18 protein-coding genes are annotated in these 26131 nt (G+C 71.9%); 8 read left to right on the top strand and 10 right to left on the bottom strand.

Features of this window, described 5'->3' with window-relative positions; translation table 11 throughout:
• Positions 1–2: 2 nt before the first annotated feature.
• Together VIS07_01540 and VIS07_01535 are read left to right on the top strand one after the other, a co-directional pair.
• Positions 3–1517 (top strand): NADH-quinone oxidoreductase subunit M, encoded by a 1515-nt coding sequence (locus tag VIS07_01540; protein ID HEY8514178.1) that lies wholly within the window; start codon positions 3–5, stop codon positions 1515–1517.
• Positions 1518–1542: 25 nt separating this feature from the next.
• Positions 1543–3030, top strand: coding sequence for an NADH-quinone oxidoreductase subunit N (locus tag VIS07_01535; GenBank protein HEY8514177.1), 1488 nt, complete (start codon positions 1543–1545; stop codon positions 3028–3030).
• Between the two features lie 52 nt (positions 3031–3082).
• On the opposite strand, the gene VIS07_01530 is transcribed toward VIS07_01535, so the two are convergent.
• Complete coding sequence (locus VIS07_01530; protein ID HEY8514176.1) at positions 3083–3421, bottom strand: hypothetical protein; 339 nt, start codon at positions 3419–3421, stop codon at positions 3083–3085.
• Between the two features lie 732 nt (positions 3422–4153).
• Between VIS07_01530 and rsmI the strand changes: the two genes are divergently transcribed.
• Together rsmI and VIS07_01520 are read left to right on the top strand one after the other, a co-directional pair.
• Positions 4154–5173, top strand: coding sequence for a 16S rRNA (cytidine(1402)-2'-O)-methyltransferase (gene rsmI, locus VIS07_01525; protein HEY8514175.1), 1020 nt, complete (start codon positions 4154–4156; stop codon positions 5171–5173).
• Between the two features lie 306 nt (positions 5174–5479).
• Positions 5480–6157, top strand: a complete 678-nt coding sequence (locus VIS07_01520) for a hypothetical protein (GenBank protein HEY8514174.1) — start codon at positions 5480–5482, stop codon at positions 6155–6157.
• Positions 6158–6232: 75 nt separating this feature from the next.
• Here the strand turns inward: VIS07_01520 and VIS07_01515 are convergent, their stop codons facing one another.
• The 9 genes from VIS07_01515 to VIS07_01475 form a co-directional block, all read right to left on the bottom strand.
• The gene (locus VIS07_01515; protein HEY8514173.1) at positions 6233–8926 is read right to left on the bottom strand and encodes a DUF748 domain-containing protein; all 2694 of its coding nucleotides are present in this window, start codon (positions 8924–8926) and stop codon (positions 6233–6235) included.
• A 25-nt stretch (positions 8927–8951) separates the two neighbouring features.
• Positions 8952–10133, bottom strand: coding sequence for an acyl-CoA dehydrogenase family protein (locus VIS07_01510; protein ID HEY8514172.1), 1182 nt, complete (start codon positions 10131–10133; stop codon positions 8952–8954).
• A 4-nt stretch (positions 10134–10137) separates the two neighbouring features.
• Positions 10138–10470 (bottom strand): dodecin, encoded by a 333-nt coding sequence (locus tag VIS07_01505; GenBank protein HEY8514171.1) that lies wholly within the window; start codon positions 10468–10470, stop codon positions 10138–10140.
• Positions 10471–10495: 25 nt separating this feature from the next.
• A complete protein-coding gene (locus VIS07_01500; GenBank protein ID HEY8514170.1) occupies positions 10496–10744 on the bottom strand; it encodes an acylphosphatase in 249 nt (82 codons plus the stop codon).
• A 71-nt stretch (positions 10745–10815) separates the two neighbouring features.
• Positions 10816–11019 (bottom strand): cold-shock protein, encoded by a 204-nt coding sequence (locus VIS07_01495; GenBank protein HEY8514169.1) that lies wholly within the window; start codon positions 11017–11019, stop codon positions 10816–10818.
• A 126-nt stretch (positions 11020–11145) separates the two neighbouring features.
• The gene (locus VIS07_01490; GenBank protein ID HEY8514168.1) at positions 11146–12513 is read right to left on the bottom strand and encodes a trypsin-like peptidase domain-containing protein; all 1368 of its coding nucleotides are present in this window, start codon (positions 12511–12513) and stop codon (positions 11146–11148) included.
• 59 nt (positions 12514–12572) lie between these two features.
• Complete coding sequence (gene speA / locus VIS07_01485) at positions 12573–14519, bottom strand: biosynthetic arginine decarboxylase (GenBank protein HEY8514167.1); 1947 nt, start codon at positions 14517–14519, stop codon at positions 12573–12575.
• Between the two features lie 240 nt (positions 14520–14759).
• Entirely contained in the window at positions 14760–16373 is a 1614-nt protein-coding gene (locus VIS07_01480; GenBank protein HEY8514166.1) for an ATP-binding protein, read from the bottom strand.
• Between the two features lie 374 nt (positions 16374–16747).
• Complete coding sequence (locus VIS07_01475) at positions 16748–18418, bottom strand: methylmalonyl-CoA mutase family protein (protein HEY8514165.1); 1671 nt, start codon at positions 18416–18418, stop codon at positions 16748–16750.
• A gap of 371 nt (positions 18419–18789) precedes the next feature.
• Here VIS07_01475 and VIS07_01470 point away from each other — a divergent pair, with 371 nt between their 5' ends.
• The 4 genes from VIS07_01470 to VIS07_01455 all read left to right on the top strand — a co-directional run bounded on the left by VIS07_01470 (position 18790) and on the right by VIS07_01455 (position 26090).
• A complete protein-coding gene (locus VIS07_01470) occupies positions 18790–21786 on the top strand; it encodes a DUF2339 domain-containing protein (protein HEY8514164.1) in 2997 nt (998 codons plus the stop codon).
• A complete protein-coding gene (locus tag VIS07_01465; protein HEY8514163.1) occupies positions 21783–23846 on the top strand; it encodes a hypothetical protein in 2064 nt (687 codons plus the stop codon). Before VIS07_01470 ends, VIS07_01465 begins: the two co-directional genes overlap by 4 nt.
• A 98-nt stretch (positions 23847–23944) precedes the next feature.
• Positions 23945–24343 (top strand): response regulator, encoded by a 399-nt coding sequence (locus VIS07_01460; protein HEY8514162.1) that lies wholly within the window; start codon positions 23945–23947, stop codon positions 24341–24343.
• 247 nt (positions 24344–24590) lie between these two features.
• The gene (locus tag VIS07_01455; protein HEY8514161.1) at positions 24591–26090 is read left to right on the top strand and encodes a carboxylesterase/lipase family protein; all 1500 of its coding nucleotides are present in this window, start codon (positions 24591–24593) and stop codon (positions 26088–26090) included.
• Positions 26091–26131 lie beyond the last annotated feature (41 nt).

The following is a 26131-nucleotide window of genomic DNA, read 5'->3' as shown; positions in this document are numbered from 1 at the left end:
GCATGCCGACCAACGTCTTGACGTGGATGATCTTCCTGCCCGTGCTCGGCGCGGCGGTCGTGCTGTGCCTGCCGAGGAACGCGCACACCTTGATCAAGAGCGTCGCGGCGGCGTTCACCGTCCCGCCGCTCGCGATGGCGATCTGGCTGTTCCAGAACTTCGACCGCACGACGAACGAGATCCAGTTCGTCACCAAGGTGCCGTGGATCCCGTCGTTCAACATCCAGTACTTCGTCGGCGTCGACGGCGTGTCGATCACCATGGTGCTGCTCACGGCGCTGCTGTGCTTCCTGTGCATCTTCGCGTCGTGGGGCATCGACCGAGCGGTGAAGGCGTATTTTTCGCTTTTCCTGATCCTCGACGCCGCGATGATGGGCGTCTTCTGCGCGCTCGACTTCTTCCTGTTCTTCGTCTTCTGGGAGGTCATGCTCCTGCCGATGTACTTCCTCATCGGCATCTGGGGCGGTCCGCGGCGTGAGTACGCGGCGATCAAGTTCTTCCTCTACACGATGGTCGGCAGCGTCCTGATGCTGGTCGCGATGCTGGCCCTGTACTTCTACAGCGAGCCGCACACCTTCGACATGCTCGAGCTCGCGTCGCGCTCGTCGACCTACTCGACGAGCTTCCAGCGGCTCGCCTGGATCGCGCTGTTCATCGGCTTCGCGATCAAGATCCCGGCGTTCCCGTTCCACACCTGGCTGCCGGACGCCCACGTCGAGGCGCCGACCGCGATCTCGGTGATCCTGGCGGGCGTGCTGCTGAAGATGGGCACCTACGGCATCCTGCGCATCAACTACCCGATGCTGCCGCAGGCGACGCTCGACTTCGCCTTCTGGTGCCTGATCGCGCTCGGCGCCTGGAACATCGTCTACGGCGCGCTGTGCGCGATGGCGCAGACCGACTTCAAGAAGCTGATCGCGTACTCGTCGATCAGCCACATGGGCTACGTCATGTTCGGCATGGCGACGCTCACCGCGGAGGGGATCAACGGCGCCGTCCTGCAGATGTTCAACCACGGCACGGTGACCGCGATGCTCTTCCTCCTGGTCGGCGTGATCTACGACCGGGCGCACCACCGCGAGATCAACGGCTTCGGCGGCATCGCCGGGATCATGCCGTTCTACACCGGCTGGACGGCGCTCGCGTTCTTCGCGGCGATGGGCCTGCCGGGGCTTTCGGCGTTCATCTCCGAGGTGCTGGTCCTGCTCGGCGGCTGGCGCCACTACCCGGCGATCACGATCATCGCTGCGAGCGCCGTCGTGCTGACGGCGGGCTACATGCTGTGGACGCTGCAGCGCATCTACCTCGGCAAGCCGAACGAGAAGTACGTCGGGCTGCCCGACATCAACGCGCGCGAGGTGTTCACGCTGGTGCCGCTCGGCATCCTGGTCATCGTGCTCGGCGTCTACCCGCACCCGGTGCTCGACCTGATCAACACCTCGCTCGTGCACCTGAACGCGGTCGTCCAGGGCAAGGCGCAGGTCGCGCTCGCGACCGCGTCCGGCGCGCTGCCCTGAGCGCGGAGTCGCTGCGAGCCACGCCATGGACGGATCGGCGCTGAGCAACGTCGCGAGCCTCGCCTACAGCCTGCCCGAGCTGGTGCTCGGCGGCTCGGTGGTCGTGCTGTTCCTGCTCGACCTCGTCGTCAAGCGCAAAGAGCTGCTCGGCGACCTGGCGCTGCTGACGCTCGCCGTCGTGGTCGTGCTGTCGACGCGGCTTCTCTGGACCGACAGCGCCGCGCTCTACAACGGCGCGGTCGTGCTCGACGGCTTCGCGCTCTACTTCAAGCTGCTGATCGCGCTCGCCGCGTTCGGCACCGTGTGGATGTCGCTCGGCTCGCGCGAGATCCAGCGCAACAACGCCGGCGAGTACTGGGCGATCCTGCTCGCGAGCGCGCTGGGCATGATGTTCATGGCGTCGTCGACGAACCTGCTGATGGCGTACCTCGCCCTCGAGTTCGTCAGCCTGACGTCCTACGTGCTGTCCGGCTTCATGCGCCACAGCCGGCGCGCCGGCGAGGCGTCGCTCAAGTACCTGATCTACGGCGGCGTCGCGTCGGGCACGATGATCTACGGCATGAGCTGGGTGTACGGGCTCGCCGGCAGCCTCGACTTCCGCGCGATCAACGCGGCGCTCGCGTCGGGCGACGGCGTGTCGCTGCCGCTGTTCGTCGCGCTGCTGCTGACGCTCGCCGGGCTGGGCTACAAGATCGCCGCGTTCCCGTTCCACATGTGGGCGCCCGACGTCTACCAGGGCGCGCCGATCCCGGTGACGGCGTTCCTCGCGGTCGGCTCGAAGGCGGCCGGCCTCGCGCTGATGATCCGCTTCTTCTTCACCGCGATGGCGTCGTCCGCGGGGGCCGGGATGTACCAGCTCGTGGGCGGCGTCGACTGGAGCCAGCTCATGCTGGTGCTGTCGATCGTCACGATGACGTTCGGCAACCTCGCGGCGCTGAACCAGCAGAACGTCAAGCGCATGCTCGCGTACTCGAGCATCGCGCACGCGGGCTACATGCTGATGGGCTTCGCCGTGCTGACCGACGACGGGCTCACCGCGATGCTGTTCTACGTCGGCGTCTACTACCTGATGAATCTCGGCGCGTTCCTGGTCGTGATGATCGTCGCGAACGCGACGGGGCGCGAGGACGTCGCCGGCTACCGCGGGCTCGCGTGGCGCGGCGGCGCGATTCCGGCGGTGGCGATGGCGATCTTCCTGTTCTCCCTCACAGGTCTGCCGCCGCTCGCCGGCTTCGTCGGCAAGTTCTATCTGTTCGCCGCCGTGGTCGAGAAGCAGCTCTACCTGCTCGCGGTGATCGGCGTGCTGAACAGCGTCGTGTCGCTGGTCTACTACGCGCGCATCGTGCGCACGATGTTCCTCGACCAGCCCGTGGGGGGCGAGGGCGCCGTGCTGCTCGACTGGCACAACGGGCTGCTGCTCGGGCTGCTCACCGCAGGCACCCTCGTGCTCGGCGTCGCCTGGGGCCCGCTGATCGACTTCGCGGGACGCTCGACGCACTTCCTCGCGTACTGAGCGCGCGCCGCGCCGTCGTCCGACGCGCCGCGCTCGACGCGCGCTGCGCGGCCTACCAGTCCTCGCTGCCCGCGAGGTAGAGCGACGCGATCCAGTCCGCCATCGCGAGCTGCGCCGCGTGGCTCGCCGGCATGCTGCGACGCTGCATGAGCGCGACCGTCAGACGGTGCAGCTGGTCCATCTCGGCCGGCGTCGGCAGCGCGACCTCGCGCTGGTGGAAGACGTCGTCGAGCAGCGCCGCGACGCGGCCGTAGCGCCGGTACGCGCGCGGCGCCGCGGACGCCGAACGTCCGCGGCGCTGAACGCCGACGGCGGCGTCGTGCGCGCTGCTGCTGCAGCCGAGCTCCGCTCTGCGTGCAGGACGCCCGCGTGCGAATCGTCGAACCGCCACGCGCGCGCCGCGCGCCGGCTGGAACCAGTATTGGAATCGCACGCGCGCGACGGTGTCGGATCCGATTCTGATCTACGGCGCGAACGGCTACTCGGCGGGGCTATGATGTTGGTCGGCGTGAGGTCGCGGTGCACGATGGCGAGCGCGTGCGCGGAGCTCAGCGCGTCGAGCACCTGCGCCATGAGGTGCGTGGTCTCGCGCAGCGACAGCCGTCCCTCGTTCGCGAGCAGGTCCTTCAGCGTGACGCCCGGCACGTGCTCGAAGACCGCGTACAGCGTGCCGTTCGCGGTCTCGCCCGAGTCGATCAGGCGCACGACGTTCGGGTGCGCGAGCCGCGCGCCGACGCGAAGCTCGCGCTTGAAGCGCTCGACCGCCGACTTGCTCTCGCGCGCCCGCGGGCGGGCGTTGGGCCGCAACGCCTTGACGGCGACGTCGCGACCCGTGGAGCGCTGACGCGCGCGGTAGACGCGTCCGAAGCTGCCTTCGCCGAGCACGCCCGGGACCTCGTAGGCGGCGGCGAAGCCGCGGTCCTCGTTCAGCTCTGGTTCGCTCGCTTCCCTTCTCGAAGCTCGGGGGAAGGCGAACGTACGCCCATCGATCCCGCGCGGGCAAGCGTCAGGAACAACGATCGCTCGCCAAAAAGACGATCGTCCGACCAGGCGGAGGTCCGGCTGGTCTCCGCCGGGAGACCGCGGCGTCGCCGAGGCGAGCCGTCGTTGCTAGCGTGCGCTCATGCCGACGTCCGACGCTCCCGCTCGCGGCACGCTGTACGTGGTCGCCACCCCGATCGGCAACCTCGACGACATCACGCTGCGCGCGCTGCGCGTGCTCGGCGAGGTCGACCTGATCGCCGCCGAGGACACCCGACGCACGCGCGTCCTGCTCGAGCACCACGGGATCCGCGGTCGCCTCGTCGCCTACCACGACCACGTCGAGTCCGAGCGCGCCGGCGAGCTCGTGCAGCGCTTGCTGCGCGGCGAGAGCGTCGCGCTGGTCAGCGACGCCGGGACGCCGCTGATCGCCGACCCGGGCTACCGTCTGCTGCGGGCCGCCGCCGACGCCGGCGTGCCGATCGTGCCGGTCCCCGGGCCGTGCGCGCCGATCGCGCTGCTGTCGTGCGCCGCGCTGCCGACCGACCGCTTCACCTTCGTCGGCTTCCTGCCGTCGCGGCGCTCGGCGCGCCGCCGCGTGCTGCTCGAGCTCGCGGGACGCCGCGAGACGCTGGTCTTCCTCGAGTCGCCGCGTCGCCTCGGCGCGGCGCTCGCCGACCTGTGCGACATCCTCGGCGCCGAGCGTCCCGCGGTGCTCGGGCGCGAGCTCACCAAGCGCTTCGAGGAGGTCCGTCGCGGCACGCTCGGCGAGCTCGCGGCGCGGCTCGCGACGAGCCCCGGCGCGGAAACGGCCGCGGACGAAGAGAGCAACGACGACGAGACGGAAGTCGACGAGACCGACGCCGACGCGTCGGACGCGGACGTCAAGCCAAACGCGGAGGTCGAGCCCGAGGCCGAGCCGAGCTCGCCCGGGCGCATCCGCGGCGAGATCGTCCTCGCGGTCGGCGGCGCGGCGGGCGACGGCGACGAGCCCGCGCGCTCGAGCGCAGCCACGCGCCCGGCCGATCTCGACGCGTTCCTGCGCGCGCGGCTCGCGAGCGGCGACTCGGTGGCGGCCGCGGCACGTGCAGCCGTGCAAGAGCTCGGCGTGCAGCGTCGCGAGGCATACCGGCGCGCATCCGACGTACGTCGCTCGCTGTAAATTCCACAGGACTCCTCGCCGTTCTGCCAAGCGCGCCTGCAAGTTTTCCACGCGGCGCTGCCGGCACTTCTCCGCCCCTAAGAAAACGCCCGTAGGCCCCGCAGGCGACGCGGTGCTCGCCGCGGCGGCTGGCATGGAACTGGAACGCTGCCAGCAGCGGTTCGGCGAGGACCGCCTAACGGAGGGGGAATTGGCGTCGCGACACGCGGCAGAGTTGCGGGCGCGAGCGCCGCCGAGAGGGCTGGGAGAAGTGCGCCCACCCGGCGACGCGCAATCTTTTCAAAGCAGCAAAAGGGGAGGTGTCGAATGAAGTGTTCCGTCGGAACGGCAGTGTGGGGGTTCGCCTCACTCTGTATTTTCGCGGTCGTGGGCGTCACGCCGGCGGCCGCGCAGACCTTCGACCACTTGACGTGCCTGAACGTGAGCCGCGACCTGCGCGACGCGGCCATGCCGCCGCCGCTGACTCTGGACGCGGAGCAGCTCGAGATCCTCGACAGCCAGGGCTGCAAGCCGGTGGGTGGTGGTCAGATCGCGCGCGCCGACCGGATCTGCGTCCCCACGAGCAAGCTGCCGAGCAACCCCCCCGGGGGCATCGTGCTCTCGGGGCAGGACTTCCTCTGCTACCGCGTGCGGTGTGAGCCGAACGGTGGCGGCCAGGTGGACATCCAGATCACCGACCAGTTCGGCAGCGGCACGATCCGGGTGAATCAGACCCCGGTGATGAAGGAGCTCTGCGTGCCGGCGTTCAAGGTGGGTGTGCCGACCCCGACTCCGACCGGCGAGCCCACCCCGACTCCGACCGCCGAACCCACTCCGACCCCGACGGTGGTGGTCCCGACTCCGACGCCAACCGGGGAGCCGACGCCGACCCCGACCGGCGAGCCTACCCCGACCCCGACCGCAGAGCCGACTCCGACCCCGACGCCGCCGTACGGTTCGGCCAGCCAGGCGTTCGTACTCGAGGTTCCGAGCCTCCTGTACTGACGGCCTCGCTCATCGTTACGGAACGGTGACCAACCGGTGCGGGAGGGGGACGTGGTCCCTCTCCCGCACTTTTCCTCAGCGCGACTGCACCTCGACGTACACGCCGGGCGCCGGATCGAGCTTGCCGTCCGCGGGCATGCTCCACGGCGCGACCAGCAGCCGGCTCGCGAGGATCGCGTGCCCCGCGGCGCCGCGCTCGAACGCGCTGCGCACCGTCTCGACGCGCGCCGCGGCGAGCGCCGCGAGCCCGTCGTCACCCACCGCCGCGCGATCGCTTTCGGCGATCTGCGACTTCAGGATCACGTCGAGCTCGGCGTGCGAGGCGAGGATGCGCGCGACCTGCTCGACGCGCGCGCGGCCCGCGGCGTCGAGCGTCGCGCTGCCGGGCGCGAACGGCACAGGGTCGATCGCCAGCGCGTGCGGCGGTCCGTCGGTGCCGAACAGCATGCCGAGCCAGCGCAGCGGTGAGGACAGCGCGCCGAGCACGGCGCGTCCGATCGCCTGGGTGACGAACGAGCCGAGCTCGTACTCGCCGGTCGCCGTGTCGACCTCGACCGGAATCGTCATCTCGATCGTGCCGCCGACGTCCTTGAGCAGCGACAGCGCGACGGTCAGCGGCACGCCGGTCTGCTGCTGGATGACGTCGAGCCCGGTCTGGCGCAGAGCGACGCCGTCGAGCGCGATCGCGGTGGTGGCGGCGAGGCGGCCGCGGGCGAGCGTCGCCTCGATCTCGAGGTCGAGCGTGCCGGCCTGCGCCTCGTAGCCGAGCACCGGCGCGAGGTACGGGTTCAGCGTCGGCAGCGAGAGGCCCTCGACCGCGAGCTCGCCGCGCCAGCTCTCGTCGCCCGTGCGGCGCGCGGACGCGCGCAGCGGGTGCAGCTCGTCCTGGCGCGCGGTCAGCGACAGGCTGTCGAGGGCGTGCGGCTCGAGCGCGAGGCCGCGTGCGGTCGCGTCGGTCGACGCGAGCCCCGTCCAGTAGGGCGGCGTCGTCGTGGCGTCGACGAAGTCGAAGCGGCCCTGGCTGACGGTGAGGCTCGCGATGCGCAGCGGGCGTGCGGACGCCGTGGACTCCGAGGCGTTCGCTCCCGACCGCGGCGCGCGCGTCCTGCTCGGTGCGTCGGGTGCGCTCGCTTCGTCCGCTCCCCGCGTCGCGCCGGACGCCGCCTCGTGTCCGGACGCACCGCCGAGGACGTCGAGCGGGAACGTCCCCTGCGCCGTGCGCTGCACCATCGCGTACGGGTAGGACAGCGCGAGCGACGCGATCTCGATCGCGCCGTCCGGTCCGGGCGCGACCGTCAAGGTCGTCTCGAGCCGGTCGACCGCGAGCACCTGATCGGGGCGCTCCGCCGTCGGCGGGGCGGTGTGCACCTGGTGCGCTTCGAGCGCGATCGCGAAGCGCGGCCGCGCCGGGTCGCCGGCGATCTCCACGCGTCCGCGCGCGGTGCCGCGCGAGACGCGCAGCGGCGTGTCGAGCAGCGCCGACAGATCGGCGAGCGGCACCGACGACAGCTCGGCGACGACGTCGACCGTCGGCGGGTCGATGCCGAGCTTGCCCGTGACGTCGATCCGCCCGTCCTCCGCGACGCCGACCGTCAAGCGCAGATCACCGCGCTTGCCGCTCGCGATGCCGCGCCAGGTGAAGCTCTCGATCGTGAGCGGCAGACGGGCGTCGTCGCGCTTCACGACGATCTCGCCGTCGCGCGCGGTGAAGCGACCGCCGGTCACCTTCCAGCCGGGCTCGCGCGCGGCGTCGTCAGCGCCGCCGTCGGGCGCGAGCTCGACGCCGGACTCGACGAGCCCCGGGACGAGCCCCGGGTAGACGAGCCCGTCCGCGGTGAGCGCGGCGACGATGCGCGGTGCCGTGAGCTCGATCGCGCCGAGGTCGACCTCGCCGGCCGTGAGGTTGGCGACGAGGCCCTGCACGGAGAGCCGGCGCGCGGCGAGCGACGTCTCCGCGGCGCCGCTCAGGCGCAGCTCGTTCAGCGTCACGTCGGCCGCGAGCCGCTCCTCGCCGCGCTCAGGATCGAGCAGGTAGCTCGCGCGCCCGTCGACGGTGGCGGAGAGCGACTCGAGGCCGGGCGGCAGGCGGAGCTGGTCGCGGCCGAGCGGCGAGCCCTTCAGCTCGGCCTCCGCCTCGACGCGCCAGCCGGCGGGCGTCTCGTCGATGCGTGCGCCCGCGGTGAGCGGCACGCCGTCGAGCGCGCCGCGGAGCTCGCCCTGGAACGCCGCGCCCGCCGCCGAGGTCGGCACCTCGCGCGCGACGAGCTCGTCGAGGTGGAGCGCGACCGGCGTACGGCGCAGCCGCTCCGGCAGGCTCGCCTCGAGGTCGACGTCGGTGAGCACGACCTCCTCGACCACCACCGTCGGGCCGCCGGAGCGTCCGCCGGGCTCGGGGAAGGGCAGGCCGCGCAGGACGGGCAGGCCCTTCTCGTCCTGATCGATCACGCCGCGCAGGCCGTCGATCTCGACGCGCTCGAGCTCGATCTCGCCGCGCACGAGCCGCTCGACGTCGGGACGCGCGCTGATGCGGCGAACGGTCAGCGGCTCGCCCTCGCCGAAGGCGACGTCGCGCAGGCTCACGCGGCGCGCGAAGGGATCGACCTCGATCCAGCCGATGTCGACCGGCGTGCGCAGCGCTTCGCTCGCCGCACGCTCGACGCGCGGCAGCACGAGCTGCGGCGCGAGCGCCGCCAGCGCGACGAGCGCGAGCAGCAGAAGGAGCGGCAGGCGGAGCCTGCGCAGCAAGCTCTTGCGCGCCGGGCTCGCCATGCTCGCCTGCGGATGTCGACGCCCGCTACTGGCCGCGCGGCAGACCGAGCACCTGCATCGCGATGATACCCTTCATGATCTCGCTCGTTCCGGACGCGATGCTCGCGGCGCGGCTCTGCAGGAAGCTGCGCTGCAGCCACTGGCTCGGATCGACGCGCCCCGCGCGCGGCTCGGGCGTGTCGTAGAGCAGGCCCTGCGGGCCGATGATCTGCATGCCGAGCTGCGGGATCGCCTGCGTGACCTCGGTCCAGTGCAGCTTGATGATCGACGCCTCCGGTCCGGGCGCGCCCATGCGCAGCAGCTTGTCGAGCGTCCGCTGGCAGGTCATGCGGAAGATCTCGGTCGCGAGGTGGATCTGCGCGAGCTCCTGGCGCAGCACCGGATCCGTGCCGGCGCCGTGCTCGCGAGCGAGCGCGAGCAGCTGGTCGCGCGCCTGCTGCAGCTGGATGCGCATCTCGACGACGTAGAGGATGCCGCGCTCGTTCTGCAGCGCCGCCACCGCGACCGGCCAGCCGCCGTGCAGCTCGCCGAGCAGGTTCTCGCGCGGCACGCGCACGTTCTCGAAGAAGATCTCGTTGAACTCGGCCTCGCCGGTGATCTGGCGCAGCGGCCGCACCGTGATGCCGGGGCTGCGCATGTCGACGAGCAGGCAGGAGACGCCTTTCGCGCGCTTCTCCTCCGGGTTGGTGCGACAGAGCAGCATGCACCAGTCGGCGTGGTGCGCGAGCGTCGTCCACACCTTCTGGCCGTTGACCACGAAGTGGTCGCCGTCGAGCGTTGCGCTGGTGCGCAGCGAGGCGAGGTCGGAGCCGGCGCTCGGCTCCGAGAAGCCGCAGCACCACAGGTCGTCCGCCGACAGGATGCGCGGCGCGAAGCGCTTCTTCTGCTCCTCGGTGCCGAACGCGATGAGCGGCGGACCGACGATGCCGACGCCGAGGCTGTTGATCGCCGCCGGCGCCTGCGCGCGGGTCATCTCCTCGGTGTAGACGATCTGCTGCGGGATCGTCGCCTCGCGGCCGCCGTACTCGCGCGGCCACGTGATGCCGACCCAGCGGCCCTTGGCGAGCGTCCGTTGCCAGTCGCGCAGCACCGAGATGCGCTCGGGCTCGGGGAGCCGGGCGAGCGCTTCGGGCTTGAGCTCGGGACGGAGGTGCTCGGCGAGAAAGGTTCGCAGCTCTTCGCGGAATTCGTCGAGGGCTTCGGCCATGATGCTACTTCTTCCTGCCCTTGTTCTTCTTGTCACGCTTGCCGGCGCGCTTTTCTTCCTTGCGGCGCTCGGCGCGCTCGGTGCTCGTCGGGTTGGCGGTGGGCTCGTCGAGCGAGGCGAGGAGGTCGCGCTCGAGCAGCCGGAAGCCGACCTTGAGCTGGACCTGGAACTGCGGGTCGCGGTTGTTGCGCACGAGCCCGCGGATCGCCGTGACCTCGAACCAGTCGAGGTTGCGCAGCGTCCGCGAGGCCTTCGCGAGCGCGTTGCGGACGGCTTGCTGGATCGAGTCGTCGGAGACCCCGACGATCTCCACCATCTTGTAGGTCTTGTCGGGCATGTCGGCCCCTCCTTCGGGCGGCGTGTCAGAGGACCTTGAAGTCCTGGACGTCGCCCCGCACGGGCTCACGTTGCACCGTGATCCCGGTTACGCGCGCGCCGGGTGGTCCGGTGCGGCACCACGCGACGAGCTGCTCGATGGCGTCGGGGTCGCCCTCGGCGACCACCTCGACGGAGCCGTCCGCGAGATTGCGCGCCCAGCCTCGCAGCCCGAGCCGTCGCGCCTGATCGCGCGTCGAGCCGCGATACCAGACTCCCTGCACGCGCCCGCGCACGGAGATCCGGACCCGGATCTCCGTCGCCGAGCTCGGCGGGCGCCCGCCTGAAGGAGGGTCGTCCGTGCCCGTCACTTCACCTTGATGACGTTCGCCGCCTGCGGACCCTTCTCGCTCTGCGCGATGTCGAACTGGACTTCCTGCCCTTCGACCAACGTCTTGTACCCGTCGCCCTGGATCGCCGAGTAATGAACGAAGACCTCCGGACCGCCTTCTTGGACGATGAATCCGTAACCCTTGGCGTTGTTGAACCACTTGACGCGACCGACTGGCATACCACGCTCCCTGGCTGAATGGTGCGAAGAGTCCCTGGATTGGAGGGGGAGCTTCGCGCTTTGCTGAAAACCGCGCTCGTGTAGCAGAAACGCCCGGTCCCGGGGAAGCGCGACGCGCGGTGTCGTCTACTCGAGCGGGAGGGTCAGGCGGTACTGCGCGCGGCCGCGCTGCACCGCGATCTGCGCTTCGCTCTCGTTGCGCAGCCTCGACACCGCACGCCGGTAGGCGGCTGCCGAGTCGGTTGCGGTGTCGCCGAGCGCGATCAGCAGGTCGCCCGGGCGGATGCCGGCGCGATCCGCGTGGCTGTTGCGGCGCACCGACTTGATCGCCACCGCGTCGTCGCGGCCGCGCTCGGCGACGCGGATGCCGAGGCGGCGCCAGCCGAGGTCGTCGATGCGCTCGTCGGTCATCTCGCCGGCGGCGAGCGTCACCCGTCGCTTGGTGCCCGAGCGCAGGACGTCGAGGCGGATCGTCGAGCCGATCGTGGCTTCCGCGGCGCGCTCGTCGAACTCGGCGCGGTCGCCGACCTCGTGGCCGTCGACCGCGAGGATGACGTCGCCGGGCTCGATGCCGGCGCGCTCGGCCGGGCTGCCGTCCTCGACCTCGCGCACGACGACGCCGTAGCGCTCCTCCTCGACGCCGAGCGCGCTCGCGAGCTCGGGCGTGAGATCCTGCACCTGCAGACCGAGGTACGAGCGCCGCACCTCGCCGTAGCGGATCAGGTCGTTGACGACGCGGCTCGCGCGCTTCGCCGGGATCGCGAAGCCGATGTTCTGCGCGCCGCCGTAGATCGCGGTGTTGATGCCGATCAGCTCGCCCTTGATGTTGAGCAGCGGTCCGCCGGAGTTGCCCGGGTTGATCGACGCATCGGTCTGGATGAAGTCGAGGAAGACGCGCCCGCCGCTCTTGAGCGATCGCCGCACGGCGCTGACGACGCCGGTCGTCACGGTGTGCGAGAAGCCGAACGGGTTGCCGATCGCGATCACCGTCTCGCCGATCATCAGGTCGTCCGAGTCGCCGAACTCGAGGTGGGGCAGGGAGCCGCCCGGGATCTTGAGCACGGCGAGATCCGCGTCCGGGTCGACGCCGACGACGCGCGCGTCGAGCTCGCGCTCGTCGGCGAGCACGACCTTGATCTTCTGCCCGCGCGCGATCACGTGCGCGTTGGTGACGACGTAGCCCTCGGGGCGGACGATCACGCCCGAGCCGAGGCTCGTGCGCGTGTAGCGCCGGCGGCGCGGCCGCATCTCGAAGAAGTCGTTGAAGAACTGGTCGAAGAACGGGTCGCGCTGGACGACCACCGCCTGCTCGGCCGAGATGTTGACCACCGCCGGGCGCACGCGCTCGACCGCGCGCACGACCGGCGTGCGGCGCTCGTCGTCGGCGTGCGCCGCACCCGGCGCGACCAAGGCTGCGAGCAGGACGAGCGTCGCGAGCAGGAGGCCAGAGAAGCTACGCAGCAGCACGCAGGCGCCGGTCGACGGCCGGTTCATCGCGGCGGGCGCAGAGCCTTCTCGGATGGGGCGCGAGACGGCGCGAAGCACGCCGCCCTTCACCCGCCTGCGGCGCGGCTCCGGCGCGCCATGATCTGCTGATCGGCGTCCTCGACCTCGAGGTAGGTGTACCCCGACAGCCCCTGCTCGTAGCGGCGGCGCAGGCGCGCCGACTCCTCGACGGTGATGCGCTTGTCGCGCAGCGCCGCCTCGATCGCGCGCCGCGTGCGCTCGACCAGCTCGGCCTTCGAGTACTGCACGTAGCCGAGCACCTCCTCGACGGAGTCGCCCTCCACCAGGTGCTCGATCTCGATGCGGTCGTTCTCGCCGAGGCGGACGTGCACCGCGTCGGTGTCGCCGAACAGGTTGTGCAGGTCGCCGAGGATCTCCTGGTAGGCGCCGACCAGGAAGATGCCGATGTAGTACGGCTCGCCGTCGAACGGATGCAGCTCGAGGACGTGCTTGACGTCGCGGCGGTCGATGAAGAGGTCGAGCTTGCCGTCGGAGTCGCAGGTCAGGTCGGCGAACACGCCGCGCCGGGTCGGCCTCTGGTCGAGCCGGTGGATCGGCATGGTCGGGAACAGTTGCTTGACGGCCCAGTGGTCGGGCGCCGACTGGAAGACCGAGAAGTTCCCGTAGTAGGTGTCCGCCATCGCGCGCTCGAGGCCCTCGAGCTCCTCGGGCACGTAGTCCATCTCGCGCACGACCCGCAGGATCTTCTCGCAGCACGCCCAGAACAGACGCTCGCAGCGGCCGCGCGTCCGCAGATCGAGGTAGCCGAGGTTGAACAGCGTCAGCGCCTCTTCCTTCGCGGCGACCGCGTCGTGGTAGGCCTCGATCACGTTCTTGCGGCTGATCGACTGGTAGGCGTCGAACAGGTCGTGCACGACCTTGTGGTCTTCCTCGGCGGGCGCCTCGGGAGCCTTCTTCGGCAGCACCTCGTTGACGCCGAGCACGTTGAAGATCAGCACCGAGTGGTGCGCCACCATCGCACGCCCGGTCTCGGTGACGATGTCGGGGTGCGGGACGCCCTTCTCGTCGCACGCCTCGCTCACCGTCGCGATGATGTCGCGCGCGTACTCGGTGTTGGTGTAGTTCATCGACGACTGGAAGTTCGTCTGCGAGCCGTCGTAGTCGACGCCCAGACCGCCACCGACGTCGAGGTACTTGAGCCCGGCGCCGAGCTCGACGAGGCCGACGTAGAACTGCGTCGCCTCCTTCACCGCCTCGCGGATCGCGCGGATGTTGGTGATCTGCGAGCCGACGTGGAAGTGCATCAGCTCGAGGCAGTCGAGCATGTTCTCCGAGCGCAGCCGCCCGACGGTCTCGATCAGCTCGTCGGCGGTGAGGCCGAACTTGCTGCGGTCGCCGCCGGACTCGACCCAACGGCCCGCACCCTTCGCGGACAGCTTCGCGCGCACGCCGAGGTGCGGACGGATGCCGAGCTCGCGCGAGACCTGGATCACGAGGTCGAGCTCGTGGAAGCGGTCCATCACGATGATCGGCGTGCGGCCGAGCTTCTGCGCGAGCAGCGCGATCTCGATGTACTCGCGGTCCTTGTAGCCGTTGCAGATGATCAAGGACTCCGGGTTGTCCATGATCGGCATGACCGCGAGCAGCTCCGGCTTGCTGCCCGCCTCGAGGCCGACGTCGAACGCGCGCCCGAAGTCGATCACCTCCTCGACGACGTGGCGCTGCTGGTTGACCTTGATCGGGTAGACCGCGCGGTGACGGCCCTTGTACTGGTGCTCGCTGATCGCGCTCGCGAAGCACTCGCAGAGGTTGCGGATGCGCGCCGCGAGGATGTCCGAGAAGCGGATCAGCAGCGGGACGTGCAGCCCTCGCCCGCGCAGGTAGGTGACGAGGTCGAGCAGGTCGATTCCCGGGCCGCCGTTGCCCCGAGGCCGGATCTCGACGTGGCCCCGCTCGTTGACCGTGACGAAGCCCGCACCCCAGGCGTGGACGTCGTACAGCTCGATCGCATCCTGGATGGTCCAGCCTCTCACAGCGTCGATCTATAACGACGCTGGTCGGGAGGTGCTACCGGCCTGCGGCCGATTTTGCGGGCTCGGCGGCGGCGTCCTGCGCAACGGGCGGCGGCTCGCCTTCCCGCTCCTGCAGCAGCGCCGCGCCGCCGGTCACGCCCAGGCGCACCAGATCGGGCTTGACGCCAAACGCCGGTCGCGAAGTCGTCGAGTGTGTGGCCGCGCGGGGCGGGCGTCGCGCCTGGCCGCTCGCCGCCACGTTCAGTGCGTGAGCGACGTGCTGGTCGAGGCGGACACGATCTGCAGGGGCACGCGAAAGCGGAACGTGCTGCCCACGCCGGGCTCGCTCTCGACCTCGACGGTGCCGTTCATCAGCGCGAGGAGCTGCCGGACGATCGCGAGGCCGAGCCCGGCGCCGCCGTAGGCGCGCGTGTCCGAGCCGTCGACCTGCGTGAAGGGCTCGAAGATCGACTCGAGCTTGTCGGCCGGGATCCCGATCCCGGTGTCGCGCACGACGCCGAGCAGCTCGAAGCGATGCTCGTCGCACGTGCCTGCCTCGAGGCGCACCTCCACCGCGCCGCGCTCGGTGAACTTGAGCGCGTTCGCCGTCAAGTTCAACAAGATCTGGCGCAGCCGGCGCGGGTCGCCGTGCACACGCGCCGGCACGTCGTCGTCGCAGTGCAGGCGCAGCTCGATCCCCCGGCGCGCCGCCGTGAAGGAGAGCGCGCTCTCGAGGTCGCGCATCAGGTCGCGCGGGTCGAAATCGATCTTCTCGAGCTGCAGCTGCCCGAACTCCATCCGCGAGGTGTCGAGGATGTCGTCGAGCAGCAGGAGCAGCGTCTCCGCGCTGGCGCGCGCGCGCATGATGAACTCGCGCTGCTCGGCCGGGTCCCCGGCGTCGAGCGCGAGCTCCGTCATGCCGAAGACGCCGTTCAACGGCGTCCGGATCTCGTGGCTCATCGTCGCGAGGAAGTTGCTCTTCGCTTGCGACGCGGCCTCCGCGGCCTGCTTCGCGCGCTTGAGCTCGGCGGACACCTTCCGCCGCTCGGTGACGTCGCGCGCGATCGCGACGTTGAGCTCGCGTCCGTCGAACGACGCGAGGTTGAGCGAGACCTCGACCGGGATGAGGCGTCCGTCACGGGTGCGGTGAAACGTCTGCACGACGAGCGCCCGCTGCTCGCTCAGGTTCTGCCAGTGCGCTTGCCAGATCTCGTCGCTCAAGACCGGGTTGATGTCGTGGACGCGCATGCGGAGCATCTCCTCGCGCGTGTAGCCGAGCAGCCGGCAGGCCGCCTCGTTCACGTACGAGAAGCGTCCGTCCGGCGCGATCAGGTAGATCGCGTCGGTCGCACGGTCGATGGTGAAGCGGGCGAGCTTGAGGTCCGTCTCCGCGCGCAGCCGCGCCGCGCTGATCGCGACGGACACCACCGCCGCGCCCCCGACGTTGATCCCCCAGTGCGCCAGCTCGGCGTTCGAGAACCCGTCCGCGAGGACGAGCCAGCCGAGGACGCCGAACGCCGCGCCGCACAGCGCGGTGCGCACCGACGGCGCCACCACACCGGCGGCGACGACGACGATCAGGACGACGACCGACTGCTTGGGGTCGCCGGTGAGGGCCAGGAACGAGAGGGCGCCCGCCTCGGCCACGACGATGCTGAGCAGCACGAGGAGCTCGACCCAGCGAGCGGGCACGTAGGAGATGGCGAACGCGAGCACGCCGAGGAACGTCCCCACCACGGCGAATACGGCGGCAAATGCGAGGTGCGGCTCGGCGAGCGGCGCCGTCACGTAGACCAGCGCGAGCACGAAATAGATCGCCGCCGCTCCCACGTAGACCACGCGTACGACGGGCAGAGTTGGTTCGGAGAGCGCCATTCGATCTTGCCTGCGACGGCGACGAGACCGGGCTCTCGCGGGGCGCCGCTCGCGCTACTGCTGAAGCATCGGCGGTTCGTGCGCCAGCCTTGATCGGAGACGGGACGGGGCGGGGCCGCAGCGCGCGGGTCGCAGCCCGCGCTGCTCGCGCCTCTGGGCCAGCGCGGAAAGGCCCCGCGCACCGACCGCCGAGCGCCTGCCGGGACGGTTCCCCGCGCCCGCACGGCGGCGTCGCCGGGCTGGCGCAGGTCGACCCAGGCGCTCCTTCGAAAGTTGGATCGAAATTTGGCCGCGAGCGCGGCCGACGGTGGCGTCTCGCCGGGCGACGCCGCCGCACACGCGGCGGCGCCGTCCGCACCGGCGAACGTCGCAGGTCAGAGCAGCGCGCCGGGGCGGTACTCGCCGAACACCCGGCGCATCGCGTCCGAGATCTCGCCGAGCGTCGCGTAGGCGCGCACGGCGTCGAGGATCGGCGGCATCAGGTTGCTGCCGTCGCGGGCCGCACGCTCGACGCGCTCGAGCGCGTCCGCGACCGGCTGCGCCGCGCGCTCGGCGCGGACCTTCGCGACCTTCTGCTTCTGCCGCTCCTCGAGCTCGGGCTTGATCTGCAGGATCTCGGGCACCGGCTCGCGCTCGAGCGTGAACGAGTTCACGCCGACGATGATGCGCTCCTTGCGCTCGATCTCCTGCTGGTAGCGGTAGGCCGCGTTCTGGATCTCGCGCTGCATGAAGCCTTGCTCGATCGCCGCGACCGCGCCGCCCATCTCGTCGATGCGCTCGATGTACTCGAACGCGCGGCGCTCGAGCTCGTCGGTGAGCGTCTCGACGAAGTAGCTGCCCGCGAGCGGATCGATCGTGTCGGCGACGCCGCTCTCGTACGCGATGAGCTGCTGCGTGCGCAGCGCAAGCCGCGCCGAATCCTCGGTCGGCAGCGCGAGCGCCTCGTCCTTGCCGTTGGTGTGCAGCGACTGCGTGCCGCCGAGCACCGCGGCGAGCGCCTGCAGCGTGACGCGCACGACGTTGTTGTCGATCTGCTGCGCGGTGAGCGTGCTGCCCGCGGTCTGCGCGTGGCAGCGCAGCGTCAGCGAGCGCGGATCCTTGGCGCCGAAGCGCTCGCGCATGATCTTGCACCAGATGCGGCGCGCGGCGCGGAACTTCGCGATCTCCTCGAAGAACTCGTTGTGGACGTTCCAGAAGAACGAGAGACGCGGGCCGAAGTCGTCGACGTTGAGCCCCGCGTCGAGCGCCGCCTGCACGTAGGCGATGCCGTTCGCGATCGTGAAGGCGATCTCCTGCGCCGCCGTCGAGCCCGCCTCACGGATGTGGTAGCCGCTGATCGAGATCGTGTTCCACGACGGCACTTCCTTCGCGCAGAACGCGAAGATGTCGGTGATGATCCGCAGCGACTCGCGCGGCGGGTAGATGTAGGTGCCGCGCGCGACGTACTCCTTGAGGATGTCGTTCTGGATCGTGCCGCCGACCTTGGTCCACGGCACGCCCTGCTTCTCGGCGACGGCGAGGTAGAGCGCGAGCAGGATCGACGCCGTCGCGTTGATGGTCATCGACGTCGTGACCTTGTCGAGCGGGATCTGGTCGAGCAGGGTCTCCATGTCGGCGAGCGAGTCGATCGCGACGCCGACGCGCCCGACCTCGCCGCGCGCCAGCATGTGGTCCGAGTCGCGGCCCATCTGGGTCGGCAGGTCGAAGGCGACCGAGAGACCGGTCTGGCCCTGCTCGAGCAGGTAGCGGTAGCGCTTGTTCGACTCCTCCGCCGTGCCGAAGCCCGCGTACTGGCGCATGGTCCAGAAGCGGCCGCGGTACATCGTCGGCTGCACGCCGCGCGTGAACGGCGGCTGGCCGGGGAAGCCGAGCTCCTCGAGGTAGTTCGACTCGGCGCGGTCGGCGGGGGTGTACAGGCGCTTGATCGGGATGCCCGAGGTGGTCGCGAACTCGGAGCGCCGCTCCGGCGACTTGGCGGTCACCTTGGCGACCGGGCCGGATTCGAACTGCTCGTGTGCGCGGCGGATGGCGTCGATGTCGTCCATGGCCGCACACTAGCGAAAGCCTCCCCCGGAATGCGAGTTGCGCCCGCTGGCATTCCGCACGCCCGGCTGCCATGAGGCACGCGGGACGGGCTCGGGGTGGCGGACTTCATGGCGAACGACGGCCGGCGCGCGGCCGCGTCGGCGGGGCAGGGCGCAAGCATCAACTCCGCCTGCGAAGCGGCCGATGATCCGGCTCGAGGACGAGCCTCCTCCCGGAGTCCGAGCTGAGCATCCTCGCCCTAGCCGCACTCGTTCTGGCGCTGGTCGCGCTCTCGCGCACCGGCGCGGGGAGCGATCTCGTCCAGCGCGTCAAGCGTCTCGAGGCGGAGGTCGAGCGTCTGCGTGCGGCGCTGCGCGCGGCAGGGGTGGAGGTGCTCGAGGCGGGTGCCGAGGCCGCGGCCGAGGTCGATGCGGGCGATGCGGCGGAGGTCGGCGCGGACGCGGAAGCCGGCGAGCCCTTCGAGGGTGTCGGGACCGCCGAGGCCCCGGGGGCGGGTGTCGGCGAGAGTGCGGCGCGCGACGAGGCGGCGCACGAGGACGCCGCCGACGCGGGGGCTGCGGCTCTCCAGCCGCCGCGCGACGAGGCGCACGACGAGACGCGCGACGCCGCCGCGTCCGGTGCTGCGCCGCTCAGGCGTCCGCCCGAGCCGTTGCCGCAGCCGCTGATCCCGCCCAGGCCGCGCGTCGAGTGGGAGCGCTGGCTCGGCGTGCGCGGCGCGGCCGTGCTCGGTGGCGCTGCGCTCGCGCTCGCCGGTCTCTTCTTCTTCCGCTACTCGATCGAGCACGGCTTGATCCCGCCGTGGCTGCGCGTCGTGCTCGGCGTCGTGCTCGGCGTCGGCGCGGTGGGCGCCGCCGAGTCGACCTTGCGCGCGCGCTACGCGGGCACCGCGAACGCGCTCGCGGGCGGCGGGCTGGTCGTGCTGTACGCGGCCTTCTGGGCGTCCGGCATGCTCTACGAGCTGGTCTCGCCGGGCGTCGTGTTCGCCGCGATGGCGCTCGTGACGGCGACGGCGTGCCTGCTCTCGTGGCGACACGAGTCGCTGGTGATCGCGGTGATCGGGCTCGTCGGCGGGTTCTTGACGCCGGCCTTCGCGTCGACCGGCGAGGACCGTCCGTTCGGGCTCTTCGGCTATCTCTTGCTGCTCGACGTCGGCGTGCTGCTGCTCGCGCGGCGCTCGCGCTGGCCGCTGCTCGCGCTGCTCGCGATCGCCGGCACGACGCTCTACCAGGTCTTCTGGATCGCCGGCAGCATGGGTGCCGCGCGCACGCTGCTCGGGCTCGCGATCCTCGCGGTCTTCGCGCTGCTGTTCGTCGCGCTCGTGCCGCGCGAGGCGGACGGCGCGGACGCCCGTGCGGCGCGCGGCTGGCGGCTCGCGCAGTACGGCGCGGTGCTGCTGCCGCTCGCGACCGCGCTCTACTTCGCCGCCGAAGCGGAGCTCGCGACCGGCATCCTGCCGCTCGGCGGGCTGCTCTTCGTGCTCGGCGTGGCCGCGGTCTGGCTCGCGGTGCGCCACGGCGAGGGGCTGCTCGCGCTCGGCGCGGGGGCGGCGACGCTCGGCGTCGTCTTCGTCTGGCTCGCGCAGAATCCGCTGCTCGGCGGCACGCCGTGGCGCGCGGCGGTGGTGCTGGTGGCGCTCGCCGCGGCGTACCAGCTCGGGCTCGAGCTCGCGCGCCGCGAACGCTTGGGGGAGGGCGACGCGCCGGCGGACGAAAGCCAGGCGGCCGCGGGCCCGGCGGGCGAGGGCGCGTGGGTGTCGCGGGCGGTCGCCAACGCGGCGGCGCTGGTCGGGCTCGGCTGGCTCGTGCTGCTGATCGCGATCGCCGCCGACGAGCGCGTCTCGCTGTGGCCGCTGCTCGCGGCGGCGCTCGGCGTCGCGCTGCTGCTCGTCCGTCAAGCAACGTTTCCCGGGCGGGGCGGGGTCCAGGTCGCGGCTGCGGTCGGCGTCGCTCTTCTGCTCGTCGCGCACCGGCTCGGGCACCGCGGCGATCCCGACGTGCCGAGCGCGGCCTCCGGCGTCGTCCTGCCGGCGATGCTCGCCGTGGCGGCGGCGTGGCAGGGGCTCGCGCTCGCGCAGCCGCGGCTCGGGTCGCGGCGCTTCGCGGAGCACGGCGCCGCGGCGTTGGCGCTCGTCCTTCTGCTCGGGGTCACGGTCGATCCCTCGCAGTCGATTCTCGTCGGGCTGCTCGTGCCGCTCGCGCTCGGCTTCCTCGTCCTGCTCGCGGCGACGCGCCTCGGCGGCTGTCGCTGGCTCGTGGTCGCGGTCGCCGCGACCGGGCTCGCACAGACGACGCGGTCGGGGCAGGGGCTTTCGGAGACGTCGTCGGCGCTCGGGCCGTTCGCGCTGGTCTTCTTGTCGTTCGTGCTGTTCGGCGTCTGGCCGCTCGCGGCGGCGCAGCGCCTGCGCGACGACCGCTGGGCGTGGCGCGCGGCCGCGCTCTCCGGTGTCGTGTTCTTCGTGCCGCTCTACGTGCTGTTCGGAGCGCTGCAGGAGCGCCTCGGGGACTGGCTGCCGATCGCGCTGCTGCCGCTCGCGCTCGCCGCGGTCACGGTGGCCGTCGCCGCGCGCGCCCGGAACCTCTGGCCGAGTGAGAGCGACGTGCGCACGAGCGCGCTCGCCTGGCTGTGCGGCGTCGCGCTCGGCTTCGTGACGGTCGCGATCCCGATGCAGGTCGAGAAGTCGTGGATCACGATCGGCTGGGCGCTCGAGGGCGCGGCGCTGCTCGTGCTGTGGCAGCGCCTCGACCATCCGGGCCTCAAGTACACGGCGCTTGCCCTGCTCGCCGCCGTGACCGTGCGCCTCGTCGCCAACCCCGCGGTGCTCGACTACTACCCGCGCTCCGGCTGGCCGATCGTCAACTGGCTCGCGTGGACCTACCTCGTGCCGGCGGCGGCGCTGGTCTTCGCCGCGCGCACGCTGCACCCGCTCGAGCTGCCGCGGCTGCGCGACTGGGAGCGGCGCTGGTACCCGCGCGAGCAGCCGCTCGCTACGTCCGCGCTCGGGCTCGCGGCGCTGCTCGTCGTCTTCGTCTGGATCAACCTCGCGATCGCCGACTGGTTCTCGGGCACCGGCGAGCTGCGGCTGCTCGCCGCGGAGACGCCGGCCGAGAACCTCGTCGTCTCGATCGCCTGGACGCTCTACGCGATCGTCCTGCTGGTGCTCGGCGTGCGCCTCGCGAGCGGTGCCTTGCGCTGGGCGAGCCTGGTTCTGCTGATGCTGACGATCGGCAAGATCTTCCTCTACGACCTGAGCGAGCTGCGCGACCTCTACCGCGTCGCCGCGTTGCTCGGGCTCGCGCTGTCGCTCATCGTGGTGTCGCTCGTGTACCAGCGCTTCGTCTTCCGCCGCTCGAGCGAGGGCGAGCCGTGAACGGCGCGCCGCGGGTCGTGACGCGAGCGGTGCTCGCGCTCGCGATGCTCGCGACGCTCTTCGCGCCGTCACGCGCCGCGGCGCAGGATCTCGCGACGCTCTTCCCGTTCGAGGCCGACGTGCAGCCGAGCGCACCCGGCCTCGCGCGTCTCGTCCTGCCGCCCGAGGTGCTCGATCGCTGCGCGCCGGATCTGTCGGACGTGCGTCTCTTCGACGCGGGCGGCAACGAGGTGCCCTACCTCGTCGACCCCGGGCTGCCGAGCGGCAGCGAGCGCGTCGAGCGCGTCGTCGCCGACGCGGTGGTGACCGACCTCGAGCGCGAGCAGATTCCGCGCGAGAACGCGAAGACGCTCACCCGCGAGCGTTACCGCGTGCGTCTGCCCGAGCGCGCGGCGCCGAGCGGCAGCTGGACGCTGATCGCGACCTCGGCGCAGCCGCGCTGGGTGCGCTCGGTCGAGGTCGAGGGCGTGGCGCGCGACGGCACGACGGTGCCGCTCGTGCCGCGCGCGAGCCTCGTCCGCCTCGGACAGCGGCTGGTCGACCGCGACCGCATCGCGCTGCCGCCGTTCGACGGCGAGGAGATCGTGGTCACGATCACCGGCGACAAAGGCTTCTTCCTCGAGCCCGAGCTGCGCTTCGAGGCCGATCGCACGCTCGCCGCGAGCAACGCGAGCTCGCGTCCGCTCGCGATCCTGTCGCAGCGAAGCGAGGACGGTCGCACGGTGCTCGAGGTCGAGCGGCCGCCGGGTCTGGTCGCGGGACGACTGCACATCGAGAGCGCGACGCCGGCGTTCGATCGCAAGGTCGCGGTCTACGACGTCGCGGTCGACGGCGGTGCGACGCCGCTCGGCAGCGGTCGCATCCGGCGCGCGCCGACCGCTGCCGACGCCGCACTCGGCGAGCGGCTCGACGTCGAGATCGCGCCCGCGCGCCGCGCGCGCCTGCGCATCGAGATCGACGACGGCGACAGTCCGCCGCTCGCCGAGCTGCGCGTCGCGGCGCTGACCAGCGCGCCCGCGCTGCTGTTCGCGCTGCCCGGCGCGGCCGCGGGCGAGGCGGCGGGCGTGCTCCGCTTCGGCGGCGGCCGCGCCCACGCGCCGCGCTACGACCTCGCGAACCTGCTGCGCGATGCGCTCGCCGAGGGTGGTGCTGCGCTCGCGGATCCCGAGCGCATCCCGGCAGCGCACCTCGGTCCCGTGCGTCCGAACCCGCGCTACGACCCGGCGCCGGCGCTCGCGCCGCTGATGCACGCCGGCGCCGAGCTCGACCCCGACGACTGGCGCTGGCACCGCGTGGTGACGATCCCGCCGTCGCCCGAGGGGCTCGCGCTCGTGCGCCTCGCGCCCGAGGACCTGGCGCACGCCGAGCCGTCGCGCGCCGACCTGCGCCTCGTCGACGCGGAGAAGCGGCAGTGGCCGTTCCTCGTCGCGCCGACCTCCGAGCGCGCGCAGGTCGCGCTGGTCGCGACCGGACCCGTGCGCGAGGCCGGACGCTCGCGCTGGCGTCTCACGCTGCCCGCCGCGCCCTTGACGCTGGATGGGCTCGTCGTGCACACCGCGCGTCCCGCGCTCGGACGGCGCTACCGCGTGCTCACCACGGTGGACGGCGAGGAGCGCGAGCTGGGCACGGGGCTCCTCGCGCAGGACCTGCGTCGACCGCGCCCCGCGACGATCTCGTTCGCGCCGGCGCGCGTCGAGGAGCTCACGCTCGAGGTCGAGGACGGCGACGACGCGCCGCTCGCGCTCACCGCCGTCGAGACCTCGGTGGCGTTGCCGACGCTGCTGGTCGCGGCGCCGCCCGGCGAGTACACGCTGCTCGCCGGTAACCCCGACGCGACGGCGCCGCGCTACGAGATCGAGCGCGTCCGCCACGTGGTGGAGGGTCTGCGCGGCGTGCGGGCAACCCTCGGCGACGGCGGCGAGAACGCGTCCTGGCGCGGCACACCGGGCGGCACGGCGCTACGGCGCGAGCGCCTGCAGCGCGCGGCCGTGTGGGCGGCGATCGTCCTCGCGGTGCTGGTCCTGGGCGGGCTGACGCTGCGCGCCGCCCGCGCCCGGTAAAGGGCGCAGGCGATTCTACAGGCGACAGGCCCGCTCCACGAGCGTGTCACGCCGTCGCGGGCGAAAGCGGGTTGGCAGACTTCTTGGAACCAGCAGTCGTGGGCCCACCGAACGTCATGCACGGCCATCCCGACAATCCCGTCCTCATCATCGACGACAGCGAAGAGGTGCTCGAGATCTTCTCCTTGCTGCTCGAGGCGGAGGGCTACCCGACCCTGTGCGCGCGCGACGGCCACACGGCCCTCGAGCTGCTGCAGCACGGGGTGCGGCCGTTCGTCATCCTGCTCGACTGGACGATGCCCGACATGGACGGCGCCGAGCTGCGTCGCCATCTCAGGGAGGACCCGAGCACGGCGACCATCCCGGTCGTGGTCGTGACCGCGTCGCCGCCGGCGAGCTGGGAGGACGACGCGCCCGCGCCGCTGCTGATCAAGCCGGTCGACGCGGACGAGCTGCTGCACGCGGTGGAGGAGCACGAGCCCGGCGAGCGCCGCTAGCGCGCCACGCGTGCTGCGATCGCGTGCACGCATGCGACGCTGCGCGTCCTCATCTGTTCTCTCAGAGCGCCCGCTCCCGTGAGCGTTCCGCGTCGAGCATGGCGTGAGGTCGGCGGGCGCCCCGCAGGCGCGCCCGCTGGCGATCCGCGCGCGTCGCAGGCATGGTCGTTCGTGCCGCGGCGCGCGACGCACGCAGGGACGCGCGGCCACACGGAGGCGCGGAGTGCCGCGGCACGGAGGAGCATTGATGAGCGAGATCGTCGAAACGACCCACGGTCGCGTGCGCGGCATCGCGCGCGACGGCCACGTCGCGTACCTCGGGCTGCGCTACGCGCAGCCGCCGATCGGTGCGCGCCGCTTCGCCGCACCGGTCGCGCCCGAGCCGTGGGACGGCGTGCAGGACGCGCACGCCTTCGGCCTCTCGTGTCCGCAGCCGCCGAGCGTGCTGCCCGGGATGGAGGCGGGCCCGCAAGGCGAGGACTGCCTGTTCCTGAACGTCTACGCGTCGCGCGGCGGCGGCTCGCGCAAGCCGGTGCTCGTGTGGCTGCACGGCGGCGGCTTCAGCGCCGGCTCGGGCGCGCAGGCGATCTACGACGGCGGCGCGCTCGCCGCGCGCGGCGACGCCGTCGTCGTCACCGTCAATTACAGACTCGGCCCGCTCGGCTTCCTGCACCTGCCGGCGCTCGGCGCCGACGTCCCCGGCGCGGTCGACAATCCCGGCGTCCTCGACCAGCTCGCGGCGCTCGCCTGGGTGCGCGACAACGCCGCCGCGTTCGGCGGCGATCCGGGGAACGTGACGATCTTCGGCGAGTCCGCGGGCGGCATGTCGGTGACGACGCTGCTCGCGTGTCCCGCGTCGCGCGGCATCGTGCGGCGCGCGATCGCGCAGAGCGGCGCCGCGCAGGCGACGCTCGACCGCGAAGGCGCTGCGCGCACGGCGCACGCAGTCCTCGAGGAGCTGGGGCTTTCCGTGAGCGAAGCGGCGCGGCTGCGCGACGTGCCGGTCGAGCAGCTCGTGCAGGCCGGACAGCGCGTGAGCCTGCGCTTGACGGGCGAGCTGTTCCTCGCCTTCGCGCCGCTCGTCGACGGCGACGTGCTACCCGCGCATCCGCTCGACGCGATCCGCGCCGGCGCGGCGCGCGACGTCGCCCTGATGACCGGCACGACCGCCGACGAGTGGCGACTGTTCACCTTCGCGTCGCCGCAGCACCGGCAGATGGACGAGGCGGCGCTCGTCAAGCGCATCGAGCGGCGGCTCGCACGCCTCGGCCGCGGCGACGACACCATGGCTCTGATCGACCTCTACCGGCGTGCGCGCGAGGGCGCGCCGCCCTGGCACATCTTCGACGCGATCGAGACCGATCGCATGTTCCGCATCCCGGCGATCCAGCTCGCCGAGGCGCAGCGCGCGCTGCAGCCCGCGACCTTCATGTACGTCTTCGCCTGGCCGTCGCCTGCGGCGGGCGGTCTGCTCGGCGCCTGCCACGCGATCGAGCTGCCGTTCGTCTTCGGCACGCTCGGGGCGCCGCACATGGAGCGCTTCTCGGGGGGCGGTCCCGTCGCCGAGCGGCTCTCGCAGCAGGTGATGGACGCCTGGCTCGCGTTCGCGCGCGACGGCGTGCCGGCGGCGAGCGGTGTCGGCCCGTGGCCGGCCTACGACCTCGAGCGCCGCGCGACGATGATCCTCGACGCCGAGTCGCGCGTGATCGACGATCCTGCGCGCGACGAGCGCGAGGCGTGGGCGTGAGCGGCAGGCTCGCGCCCACGCGTGCGTACGAGCGACGCTCG

The sequence above is a fragment of the Candidatus Binatia bacterium genome, from assembly GCA_036563615.1.
Taxonomy (GTDB): Bacteria; Desulfobacterota; Binatia; order UBA12015; family UBA12015; genus DATCMB01.
This window is presented reverse-complemented; position numbering and strand designations above follow the sequence as displayed.